The organism is Rhodococcus sp. AG1013, from assembly GCF_003350365.1.
Taxonomy (GTDB): Bacteria; Actinomycetota; Actinomycetes; order Mycobacteriales; family Mycobacteriaceae; genus Prescottella.
Map to the genome: position 1 here is coordinate 228,520 of NZ_QQAT01000005.1, position 10,841 is coordinate 239,360.

9 protein-coding genes and 2 pseudogenes are annotated in these 10,841 nt (G+C 68.2%); 6 read left to right on the forward strand and 5 right to left on the reverse strand.

Annotated features, from left to right (window positions below; genetic code table 11):
• Positions 1-32 precede the first annotated feature (32 nt).
• Entirely contained in the window at positions 33-266 is a 234-nt protein-coding gene (locus tag DEU38_RS09605) for an RNA-binding S4 domain-containing protein (RefSeq protein WP_114720376.1), read from the forward strand.
• A gap of 73 nt (positions 267-339) precedes the next feature.
• Entirely contained in the window at positions 340-1,908 is a 1,569-nt protein-coding gene (locus tag DEU38_RS09610) for a molybdopterin-dependent oxidoreductase (RefSeq protein ID WP_181818720.1), read from the forward strand.
• A gap of 16 nt (positions 1,909-1,924) precedes the next feature.
• Here DEU38_RS09610 and DEU38_RS09615 read toward each other — a convergent pair whose 3' ends face one another.
• Both DEU38_RS09615 and DEU38_RS09620 read right to left on the reverse strand, forming a co-directional pair.
• Positions 1,925-3,421: an adenylate/guanylate cyclase domain-containing protein gene (locus DEU38_RS09615; RefSeq protein WP_114720378.1), complete on the reverse strand. Its 1,497-nt coding sequence runs from the start codon at positions 3,419-3,421 to the stop codon at positions 1,925-1,927.
• Between the two features lie 32 nt (positions 3,422-3,453).
• Positions 3,454-3,975 (reverse strand): annotated as a pseudogene (locus DEU38_RS09620) (GntR family transcriptional regulator); the annotation flags it as partial.
• 8 nt (positions 3,976-3,983) lie between these two features.
• Between DEU38_RS09620 and DEU38_RS09625 the strand changes: the two are divergent.
• A pseudogene (locus tag DEU38_RS09625) lies at positions 3,984-4,478 on the forward strand (FAD-binding oxidoreductase); the annotation flags it as partial.
• A 61-nt stretch (positions 4,479-4,539) separates the two neighbouring features.
• Here the strand turns inward: DEU38_RS09625 and DEU38_RS09630 are convergent.
• Both DEU38_RS09630 and DEU38_RS09635 read right to left on the reverse strand, forming a co-directional pair.
• Complete coding sequence (locus DEU38_RS09630) at positions 4,540-5,322, reverse strand: enoyl-CoA hydratase/isomerase family protein (RefSeq protein ID WP_114720380.1); 783 nt, start codon at positions 5,320-5,322, stop codon at positions 4,540-4,542.
• The gene (locus DEU38_RS09635; protein ID WP_114720382.1) at positions 5,319-6,752 is read right to left on the reverse strand and encodes an acyl-CoA synthetase; all 1,434 of its coding nucleotides are present in this window, start codon (positions 6,750-6,752) and stop codon (positions 5,319-5,321) included. The genes DEU38_RS09630 and DEU38_RS09635 overlap by 4 nt, the downstream gene beginning before the upstream one ends.
• Before the next feature lie 134 nt (positions 6,753-6,886).
• On the opposite strand from DEU38_RS09635, the gene DEU38_RS09640 reads away from it, so the two are divergent.
• Positions 6,887-7,624 (forward strand): IclR family transcriptional regulator, encoded by a 738-nt coding sequence (locus DEU38_RS09640; RefSeq protein WP_114720384.1) that lies wholly within the window; start codon positions 6,887-6,889, stop codon positions 7,622-7,624.
• Between the two features lie 7 nt (positions 7,625-7,631).
• Here DEU38_RS09640 and DEU38_RS09645 read toward each other — a convergent pair whose 3' ends face one another.
• Positions 7,632-8,285, reverse strand: a complete 654-nt coding sequence (locus DEU38_RS09645; protein ID WP_114720386.1) for a winged helix DNA-binding protein — start codon at positions 8,283-8,285, stop codon at positions 7,632-7,634.
• A gap of 279 nt (positions 8,286-8,564) precedes the next feature.
• Between DEU38_RS09645 and DEU38_RS09650 the strand changes: the two genes are divergently transcribed.
• Together DEU38_RS09650 and DEU38_RS09655 are read left to right on the forward strand one after the other, a co-directional pair.
• Complete coding sequence (locus DEU38_RS09650; protein ID WP_114720388.1) at positions 8,565-9,758, forward strand: Rieske 2Fe-2S domain-containing protein; 1,194 nt, start codon at positions 8,565-8,567, stop codon at positions 9,756-9,758.
• A 41-nt stretch (positions 9,759-9,799) separates the two neighbouring features.
• Positions 9,800-10,828, forward strand: coding sequence for a 2Fe-2S iron-sulfur cluster binding domain-containing protein (locus tag DEU38_RS09655; protein ID WP_254622703.1), 1,029 nt, complete (start codon positions 9,800-9,802; stop codon positions 10,826-10,828).
• Positions 10,829-10,841 lie beyond the last annotated feature (13 nt).

The following is a 10,841-nucleotide window of genomic DNA, read 5'->3' on the forward strand; positions in this document are numbered from 1 at the left end:
GGCTGTTTGGGGCGAAGGAGGATGATGGTGGCATGTCTGACGCTGTGGACGCTGTGCCGATCCGTGACGAGTCGATCCGCCTGGGTCAGTTCCTCAAGCTCGCCAATCTCATCGATTCGGGCGCCGAGGCGAAGGGCGTCATCGCCGACGGGCTCGTGAGCGTCAACGGCGAGGTCGAGATCCGTCGCGGTCGACAGTTGCGCGACGGCGACGTCGTGGAGATCGGTGGGATGTCGGCACGGGTGAGCGGTCCCGAGGCGCAGTAACGCTCGGTCCGATCCACCCGCACGGCGCGTCGGCGCCCACTCCCCGACGGACGCCGGGAGGGAGCGGGACGGCATGACGGCGAGTGAGGGTTCGGGGACCACGACGGTCCCGCGTCGGCACCTGCTGTCGCGAGCGTTGTCCGGCGTGCTGGCCGCCGCGATGGTGCTGGGTGTGGGGGAGTTGCTGTCGGTGCCGATCGGCGCGGAGTCCTCACCGTTCTTCGCGGTCGGCTCCACCACCGTCGATCGGAGTCCCGCGTGGGCGCGGGAGTTCGCGATCACCACGTTCGGCACCGGCGACAAGCCGGCCCTGTTCGTCGGCATGAGCATCCTGATCGTGCTGCTCGCCGCGGTGGCCGGGATGATCGAACAGCCGCGGCGCCCGTACGGCAGCGCGATCCTGCTCGCGCTCGGCATCGTCGGGGTGTACGCCGCGACCCACCGTCCCGGCGCCACCGCTGTCCACGCGCTGCCGACGATCGCCGGTGTGGCCGCCGGCATCCTCACGCTGCGGGTGCTCACCGCGCGGGCACGGGTTCCGGAGGGAGCCGCCGTCGAGGTCTCGGGCATGCCACGGCGCACCTTCCTGATCCGGGCTGCATCGGTGGCCGCCGCGGCTGCCGCCGCCGCGGCCACCGGCCGCTACCTGGCGGGCACCGTCTCCGGGGCGATCCGGAACCGCAGCAACCTCACCCTGCCCGGCGTCGCCGCAGCCGACCGCGCGGCTCCGATCGCGCCCGGCACCGACATCGCGGTGCCCGACGCCACCCCCTTCATCACCGCCGACGACGACTTCTACCGCATCGACACCGCGCTGCAGGTCCCCATGCTCACCACCGAGAACTGGCGCCTGCGCATCCACGGCATGGTCGATCGCGAGGTCACGCTCACGTGGGACGACCTGACCGCGCGGACACCGATCGAACGGGCCGTCACGCTCACCTGCGTCTCCAACGAGGTCGGTGGCCACCTCGCGGGCAACGCCACCTGGATCGGCTACCGGATCGCGGATCTGCTCGACGAGGTCGGCGTCTCGCCCACCGCGGACATGCTGCTGTCCACCAGCTCCGACGGGTTCACCGTCGGGACGCCGGTCGCGGTGCTGCGCGACGGCCGCGACGCGATCCTCGCGGTCGCGATGAACGGTCGACCGCTGCCGTTCGAGCACGGCTACCCGGTCCGTCAGGTGGTGCCCGGTCTGTACGGGTTCGTCTCGGCGACGAAGTGGGTGGTGGACTGGGAACTGACACGCTTCGACCGCGCGGAGGCGTACTGGACGCGGCGCGGGTGGGCGGAGCAGGCGCCGATCAAGACGGCGTCGCGCATCGACGTGCCCGCGGCGTTCGGGAGGATCACCGCCGGTCCGAGGGTCGTCGCGGGGACCGCGTGGGCGCAGCACCGCGGCATCGCGAGGGTCGAGGTCCGCGTCGACGGCGGCGAGTGGCAGACCGCGACGCTCGCGCCGCCGTACTCGATCGACACGTGGCGGCAGTGGACGTGGCAGTGGGACGCCCCGCCCGGGGTGCACAACCTGCAGGTGCGGGCCACCGACCTCGACGGCAACACCCAGACCGAGAAGCGGACGGCGCCGATCCCCGACGGTGCCAGCGGATGGCACTCGTGCACGGTCACGGTGTCCTGACCGCGGTCCCGGGGTGTCAGTGGGCCCGACGGTGCTGGCGCGAGACGGCGATCCGCCCGGCCGCCCGCAGCAGGTGCGGTGCGTGGCGCGCGGTACCCAGAATCAGACGATCGATCATGTTCAGACTCAACGGGTTTCGGGACATCGCCCGGGAACTGTCGCAGGTTTCGGTGAGTGCGTACAACCGCCAGTGCCCGGGGACGCCCTTGAGGTCGTGGTCACCACGGTCGGTGAAGACCAGTCCGGAGCCGACGACGAGGTCGCGCACCGTCCGTGAGACCAGCACCTCGTCGGGGCCGGCGGCCGCCGCGATGCGCGCGCCGACGTGCACGGTCATCCCGGTCAGTTCGGTTCCGATTCCCTCGAGTTCGCCGGTGTGCACGCCCGCTCGTACGCCGAGCCCCAGTTGGTGGGCCTGGCGGCACACGGTGCGTGCACACCGGACCGCGGCGACCGGACCGTCGAACACGCTCAGCGTGCCGTCGCCGGCGACGTTCACCAGGCGTCCGCCCGTCTCCTCGACCTCGTTGCGCACCTGGCGCTCGTGCGCGGCGCGAAGATCGCGGTAGCGGCTGTCACCGATCCGGGCGAGCGTCTCGGTGGACGCGACCACATCGGTGAACAGCACCGACGCGAGATAGCGTTCGGCGTCGACGAGCCGACGGACCCCGGTCGCGACCTCCTCGATGTGGTCGAGGACCGGTATCCAGGCCTCACCCATCGAGGTGCCGGGCGGCAGCGGGGGCAGTACGTGCAGCGTGCCGTGCGGAATCGCTGCGGCGATCTGCCGGGAGGCTTCCAACGGGACCGCGCTCCGCGCGGAGTGCAGGACACGGGTGGGGCACTGGACGGAGGCCAGTGTGTCGAAGTAGTCGACCCGGAACAACCATTCGAGGTGTGCGCGGGCGGTGGCGGGGGTCGCCGAACAGCGCTCGAGCAGCGCCATCAGCCGCCGATTGAACGGCGAGTCCTGGGTCGGATCCCACATGGCGATGACCTGGCCGGAACCCCAGTCGTCGTAGACGGCCCGCCATCCGTCGACGAAGCGGTCCCGCGACTGGCCGGTCCACCCCCGCGGCAGGTCCACGCCCTCGCGGAGGGCGCCCTCGACGAAGGGCTGCTGGAAGACCATTCCGGTGACCCGGTCCGGGGCGCGGGCCGCGATCAACGCGAGGGCCCCGCAGGTGCTGCCGATGCCGACCAGGGTGGCGCGGTGCATCCCGACCGCGTCCATGACCGCGAGCACGTCGTCGGCCTGCTGTTCGAGGGTGGGGACGTGGTCGACCGGATCGGACAGGCCGAAGCCGCGGCGCTGGAAGTACACCATCCGGCAGAAGGTCGCGGCCCGCTCGAAGACGTAGTGGATGTGGGGATCGGTCCACATGAGATCGGGATGCAGGCCGATCTCGAGAAACAGGACCACGTCCGTGCTGTTCTCGCCACCCTCGCCCACGACCTGATATGCCAGCGCGTGCCCGTCACGCTCGACGTACCTCGTTCCAGGCGGGTACATAACCCCAGCGTAGGCCGCGGCCCCGATCCGACCTAGTCGGGTTCGGGCAGTGCGGCCTCGGGTCCGGACACCCCGCCCAGCACGGCGGCGAGGCGTTCGCGGGCGCGGCCGAGGTGGTCGGTGAGGACGTCCACCGCGCGGTCGGCGTCGCCGTCGCCGATCGCGTCGAGGATCTGCTGGTGCTCGGCCGCGATGCTCGACGTGGTGAGCAGGTGTTTGCCCTGCACCTGGACCATGCACAGCCGTACCTCGGAGACGAGGGTCCGGAAGATCCGGCTGGTGCGCGCGCTCCCGACGGCGTCCACGAGCGCGGTGTGGAACCGCATGTCGGGGTCCACCACCGACAGCGGCGCACCATCGGTGAGCACGGCGATCTCGGCGTTCGCGGTCACCGCCTGCTCGGGCACGATCCGGGAGGCCGCGAGTTCGCGCAGCACCTGGGACTCGACCCGGGCGCCGGTGCGGTAGACGTCGCGCACGTCGTCCGGGCCCAGGTGCAGCACCCGGGCGGTCTTGTGCGCGCCCCGCTGGAGCAGCCCCTCGCCGAGGCAACGATGCGGCTGCGGACCCGTGCCTGCTCGAGTTGATGGACCGCACCACCATCGCGGCCGTCAACGACATGACCCGGATGGGCCTCGACGAGACGGCGGGCGCGCTGCTGCTGATCCAGTGCGACGGCGGTGACTCGGTGGCCGAGGCCGCCCGCTGCGCCGCCGCCTGCACCGCGGCCGGCGCCACCGAGGTGTACGACACCGCCGATCCTGCCGAGGGCGAGGAGTTCATGCAGGCCCGCCGCGTCGCGCTCACCGCCCTCGACCGCCAGGGCAGCACGCTCCTCGACGACCTCGCCGTCCCCGTCCCGCAGCTGCCGGCGATGCTCGCCGCGATCGAGGAGATCGCCGCCCGCCACGACGTGCTCATCGGCACCTTCGGGCACGCCGCCGACGGAAACCTGCACCCCACCATCGTGTTCGACGCCGCCGACCCCGACGTGACCGCGCGGGCGCGGGCCGCGTTCGACGACCTCGTCGCCGCCTGCCTCGCGCTCGGCGGAACCGAACTTTCCGGCCGCGGATCGCGCGACTGTGACTCGGCAACTGCGCTGTTCGATACATTCTTCAGGGCACCGGACCGCTGAACCTCGGAACTGTGCCGGAGAGGAACGCGTCGAGGCCGACTTCCAGATCCGGGTTGGGCGTCTCGATCCAGCGGTCCTCGAGTCTACTGCCGATTCCCTGCCCCGCTGCCGCGTCGATCATCTGTTTGGCGGCCTGTTGTGTGATCGAGGACCGAGTGGCGATCGTTGCCGCCAAGTCGGCGGCCCGGGACCACAGACTTTCTGCGGGAACGACTTCCGCGACGAGTCCCACGCGTAGTGCCGTCTCGGCATCCATCCGGTCGCCGGTAATCACCAGGCGTTTTGCGGTCGCGGGCCCGAGCGTGCGGACCAACCGAGTGATCGTCCGGGCCGGGTAGATCACGCCGAGCTTCGCGGGCGTCACCGCGAACTCGGCGTTCTCGGCGGCCACACGGAGGTCACATGCCAGCGCGAGCTGTGCGCCACCGCCGATGCAGTATCCCGCGATCGCCGCCATCGTCGGTTTGGGGAACGCCGCCAGCGCCTCCTCCGCATCGGTCACCCGGTCTTCCATGCGGATGCCGGACGCCCGCGCCGACCGTAGCTCGCGGATATCCATCCCGGCGCAGAAGTGCGACCCGGCGCCGGTCACCAGAACCACGGAGACGGCGGGATCGTCCGCCAGCCGGGTGAGCGTGGCCGTCAATTCGTCGAGCATCGCTCCGGTCAGGGCGTTGTGGCGGCGCCGATGGTCGATCGTGATGACCGCTACACGATGTTCGACCGTGGTCAGGACCCGGCCCGGTCCTTCCGGTGTATTCATCCACCCGCCTGGAAGGCATCCACGAGCAGTTTCTTCTGCACCTTGCCCATCGCATTTCGGGGCAGGACGTCCACGACGCGAATCTCGCGCGGACGCTTGTGGATCGACAGTGTCTGCGCGACGAAGTTCGACAGTTCGCGATGGTCGTGGCAGTCGCCGACGATGTACGCGACGATCCGTTGTCCGAGATCGTCGTCCGGCACGCCCACGACCGCGGCCTCCTGGACGCCGGGGTGGTTCAGCAGCGCCTGTTCCACCTCGCCGGCGCCGATCCGGTAGCCACCCGATTTGATCATGTCGATCGATTCTCGCCCGACGATACGGTGGAAGCCCTGTTCGTCGACGACGGCGATGTCGCCGGTCTTGAACCACCCGTCGTCGGTCATCGATTCGGCGGTCTTGTCGAAGTTGCCCAGGTATCCGTCGAAGAGGGTCGCGCCCGCGATCTCCAACTGACCGAGGGATTCTCCGTCGTGTGCCACCGGGTCACCGGACTGGTCCCGCAGCCGGGCTGCGACTCCCCGGATCGGCAACCCCACCCAACCGGGGCGTCGTTCACCGTCGAACCGCGTGCTCAGCGTGATGAGGGTCTCGCTCATTCCGTAGCGCTCGATCGGCGCGGATCCGGTGAGTGCCGTCATGCGTTCGAAGACGGGAACCGGCAGTGGGGCGCTGCCCGAGACGAGGAGCCGTGCGGAGCCGAGCGCTCGGGCAGCGGACTCGTCGGCGCACATGCGGGACCACACGGTGGGGACGCCGAAGTAGAGCGAACCACGGGCCGCTGCATACGATTCCGGAGTGGGGCGCACCGTATGCACCAGCGGTGAGCCGTGCCGAAGTGCCCCCACGACTCCGAGAATGAGCCCGTGCACGTGGAACAACGGAAGCCCGTGAACGAGGGTGTCGTCCGGACTCCAGTCCCACGCGTCGGCCAACCCGTCCAGCCCTGCCGCGACGGCGGAACGGGAGAGCACGACGCCCTTCGGGGCGCCGGTCGTACCCGAGGTGTACATGATCATCGCGGGGGTGGCGGGATCGGGCTCGCGGTGCGTCGATCCCGATCGCGCTCGTGCGTCGATCGGGACGTGGGGGAGTGTGACGTCCCCTCGCTGACCGCCTAGCCAGAGTTGCGCGTCCGAGTCCTTCAGGATGTGGTGCCGTTCGGCCGGACCCGAGTCGGGTGGTACCGGTACCGCTGCCACGCCGGCCATGAGGCATCCCGTCACCGCGATCACCGTCTCGATCGTTGCCGTCGCATCGATGGCAACGCTTGTGGCGCCGCCGATCTCATCGGCCACGGCAGCCGCCGCAGCGATCAGGTCGGATCGGGTGAGGGTGTCGTCTCCGACGCGGACCGCGGGTCGGCCGTCGATGCCGGTGCCCGGATCGACGAGCGACTTCAGCAGCGGCCGAGGCGTGAGGGTGGTCATCGGTGAAGGGTCCTTTCTCGAAGTCCCTACCGGACGGCATCGGTCCACATGGTGGACCACCGTGCTACGATGTGGTCCGGCTAATCTATAGCCCGCGATGCTCGACGTCAACCGACGTGTGTGAAAGGTCTTGAATGAACAGCGTTCTCACCGCGCTCCGGGTGTTCGAGGAGGTAGCGGCGGCGCAGCCGGTCGGCCTGTCGGAACTCAGTAAGCGGCTCGACGTTCCGAAGAGCACGGTTCAGCGATGCCTCAAGACCCTGGCCGACGCGGGATGGTTGCGGCCCGCGACCAACGATGCGGGTCGGTGGGTGATCACCGGCAAGGCCTTCAGCCTGGGCAGTGCCCTCTCGGCGGGAGACGACCTGCGGGACGTGGCGCTTCCGGAGCTGAGTCGGCTGCAGGTGGAGACGGGAGAGACCGTTCACCTGGCGGTTCCGGACGGCGACGAACTGGTGCTGGTCGAGCGCCTCGACAGCGCTCACCAGCTACGAGCCTTCCTGCCGTTGGGGACGCGGCTGCCCCTGCATGCGGCGTCGAACGGCAAGGCCTACCTCGCGTCGCTTCCCGACGCCCAGGTCGAGCAGTTCCTGTCGGCCGAGCTCGCCCCGGTGACCGGCCGCACGGTGACCGATCCGGAAGCGTTGCGCAGCGAGATCGCGGAGATCCGCCGTCGTGGGTATGCAGTGACCGATCAGGGACTGCACGACGGGATCGCGGCAGTCGCGGTCGCCTTGCGGGGGCGGGGAGGCGCCGTGCGGGGTTGTTTCAGCGTCTCCGGTCCGGCATCTCGCCTGACCCCGGACCTCTATCAGGAGTACGGCGAGAAGGCGCTGGCCGCACGGGCTGCGATCGAGCGGTTCCTGTCCTGACGGGGAGTCAGGACTGAGTGCGCTTGCTCCGCGCGCGTGTCTTGCCGGCCACCTTCTTCGGCGGTTCGGTCTCGGCCGCAGGCGCTTCGTCAGGCAGCGGCTCGAAGAACATCGCGGTGTTGATGGTGGCCAGCTCGCGACTGGCCGCCTCGTAGAGGCCGGTGAGCACCTGCATCGACCGCACTGCATGGTGCATCTTGGTGGTGATGTCGCTCAGCTCTTCGAGGTTGGACACAAGGGTCTGGCGACGCAGCTGCGCGTACCGATCGGTGATCTCGCGGCCCTTCGCGGTGACGGTGAAGACCGACGAGGTTCCGGACTTGGTGCGTTCGAGAAGCCCCATGCTCACGAGTTTGCGCAGGTTGTACTGCAGGTTCGGTAGGTCGTCGCGATTGGTCAGCTGGGCGATCGTGGCGGTGTCCTTCGACCGTTCCTGCATGCGCACGACGTGCAGCGCGACCACCTCGTTGAATCCCAGATCGAGGTCGGCCGCGACACGAATCGACTGGACCGCGAACCGCTGGAAGCTGCCCTCCACCTGGAGAATTGCGAACTCGAACGCTGTCAGCGCTTCCTCGTAGGCATTCTCGGCGAGGTGCCAGCGCCGTCCTGGTGCCAGTGATTCGGGCTCTCCGGGCGACTGGGGGTCGGTGATGCTCATCTTCTCTTTCGCTGTTCGCTCGACGGTCGACCTGTGGGGTGCAGCGGATGAGTGATTCGCGCTGCGTTGCAACGGTAACAGGGGCAAGCATTGCACTAATTCGTAGATGATCCATAAAAAATCTATTGACGATCCACGGATAAATGATACTGTGACTCGCAACACCAGAGGTGTTTCGACTTCTACAGCACTTGCGGCCCCCAGCCCGGGCCATCGCACAGCTGGCACATCCAGGCAGCTGATCAGCCAATCCATCCAGAGCACACGGAGGTCTCTTCGATGACTGCTTCGTCCCACAGCGGCTCGTCCGCCGGCGTCACCCGGCAGTACGCGCCCTACGTCAAAGCCGATTGGGGCTACTCCAACCACTGGTATCCCGCGCTGTTGTCCGACGAGCTCGAGGACGGCACCGTCAAGGGCGTCACGATCGGCGGCAACGACATCGCCGTGCGCCGGTCCGCCGGCAAGGCCTACGCGGTCTCGGATCGTTGCATCCATCGTGGTGTGAAGCTGTCCGCCAAGCCGATGTGCTTGTCGGAGGGCACCATCACGTGCTGGTACCACGGCTTCACCTACGGTCTCGAGGACGGCAGCCTCACCACGATCGTCGGCAATCCCGACGACTCGCTGATCGGCAACGCCGGCATCCGCACGTATCCCGTCGAAGAGGTCAACGGGATCATCTACGTGTTCGTCGGGGACGAGGACTACGGAACCCCGCCGCCGCTCAGCAGCGATCTACCGGCCCGAGTCACCAACGACCCCAACGACACTCCGGTTCCGCACCTGCTGGACGAGGGAATCGTCATCCGGGGTATCCACCGCAAGCTCGTCGGCAACTGGCGTCTCGCCGCGGAGAACGGTCTCGACCCGGGCCACCTCCTCGTGCACTGGGACAACCAGATCCTGGTCGCGCTCGACCGTGCGCTGCCGTTGGGTGTCAACGCGCTGACCGACTCCGCGACCGAGGAGATCGACATTCCGGACGGGCCGAAGGGTGTGATGAACCGGTACGACCGTCCGGACCTGTACCAGCCTGTGCTGGACAACCCCAAGGTCAACATGAAGGCGCGCGGTACGGTGCCGCACTACTTCCGTACCTCGCTCTGGGTTCCGGGCGTCCTCATGGTGGAGCACTGGCCCATCACCGACGTCGTCCAGTACGAGTTCTACGTGCCGATCGACGATCATCACCACGAGTACTGGGAGATCATCGCCACTCGCGCCACCACCGACGAGGACATCGCCGAGTTCAACTTCAAGTACGACAACTTCATGCTGCCGCTGGCACTCGAGGGCTTCAACAACAGCGACGTCTTCGCCCGTGAGGCCACCGAGGAGCACTACACACGTTTCGACGGTTGGAACAACGAAATGCTCTGCGACATGGACTATTCCATCATCGCTTGGCGAAAGATGGCGGCGCGTCACCCGCGCGGCTTCTTCGAATCGCCCTTCCAGGACGAGGACTGACCATGTCGATCGCCCCGACCGACGCAATTCCGGAGTGCGCAGTGACCACTGAGAACAACGTCCACCTGAAGTTCACGGACGGAACCAAGACCATTTCGGTGCCGGCCGGTACCACCATTCTCGAAGCAGCGAACGCGGCCGGTGTCCGACTGGTCAGTCAGTGCACGATCGGCACGTGCGGAACCTGCGTCGGTCGGGTCGCGTGTGGTGACCTCGTGATGCCCGAGGGGCGGGTGTACTCGCTGCGGCAGGACGAGATGGCCGCCGGCCACCGCCTGCTGTGTCAGTCTCACGCCTTCGCGGAGTCCGAGGTGGAACTCGACTATCCGGCAGCGATGCTGGACGAGTACCCGGTGATCGTCACCGCCGCGAAGGTCGGTGCGGTCACCTGGCTCGGTGAGTCGGTGGTGGAGCTGCAGCTCAAACTTCCCAAGTCGGTGCGCTTCTCGTTCCGGGCCGGTCAGTACGTGCGGATGCGCGTTCCCGGCACCGACGAGTGGCGCTCCTACTCGATGGCGTCCGGCGAGCGTGAGCGCAAGAAGTTGGCCTTCACGATTCGAGTGCTCCCGTCCGGTGCGATGTCGGACTACCTGCGCACCGCCGCAGCGGTCGGCGACCAGATCGACCTGGAAGGGCCGATCGGGGGATTCGGGCTGGCGGACGATCCGGGACCGAGCCTGATGATCGCCGGCGGCACCGGCCTGGCCCCGATGCTCTCGATGCTCGAGACGCTGCAGACTGCACGTACCGACTTCCCGATTCGGCTCGTCTTCGGGTGCACCCGCGCGGCCGATCTGTTCCACCTCGACGAACTCGATGCGCGCCGGAGCTTCATGCGCAATCTGGGGGTCCGAGTCGTCGTCGACGAACCCGGCAACGAACTCGCAGCCGTCCCCGATGTACTGACGGGCAATCCCGTCAGCGTCCTGACCCCCGAGGACGTCGCGCATCCGCAGACCTCCGCATACCTGTGCGGCCCCCCGGCGATGCTCCAGGCAGCCGAGGTACGCCTGCTCGAACTAGGAATGCCGGCAGAGCGAATCCACGCCGAGCAGTTCCTCCCCAGCTAGATCGCGATCGGAC

Coding starts and splice junctions, on each gene's coding strand:
- DEU38_RS09605 (WP_114720376.1), top strand. CDS start 33: ATGTCTGACGCTGTGGACGCTGTGCCGATCCGTGACGAGTCGATCCGC.
- DEU38_RS09610 (WP_181818720.1), top strand. CDS start 340: ATGACGGCGAGTGAGGGTTCGGGGACCACGACGGTCCCGCGTCGGCAC.
- DEU38_RS09615 (WP_114720378.1), bottom strand. CDS start 3,421: ATGTACCCGCCTGGAACGAGGTACGTCGAGCGTGACGGGCACGCGCTG.
- DEU38_RS09630 (WP_114720380.1), bottom strand. CDS start 5,322: ATGAATACACCGGAAGGACCGGGCCGGGTCCTGACCACGGTCGAACAT.
- DEU38_RS09635 (WP_114720382.1), bottom strand. CDS start 6,752: ATGACCACCCTCACGCCTCGGCCGCTGCTGAAGTCGCTCGTCGATCCG.
- DEU38_RS09640 (WP_114720384.1), top strand. CDS start 6,887: ATGAACAGCGTTCTCACCGCGCTCCGGGTGTTCGAGGAGGTAGCGGCG.
- DEU38_RS09645 (WP_114720386.1), bottom strand. CDS start 8,285: ATGAGCATCACCGACCCCCAGTCGCCCGGAGAGCCCGAATCACTGGCA.
- DEU38_RS09650 (WP_114720388.1), top strand. CDS start 8,565: ATGACTGCTTCGTCCCACAGCGGCTCGTCCGCCGGCGTCACCCGGCAG.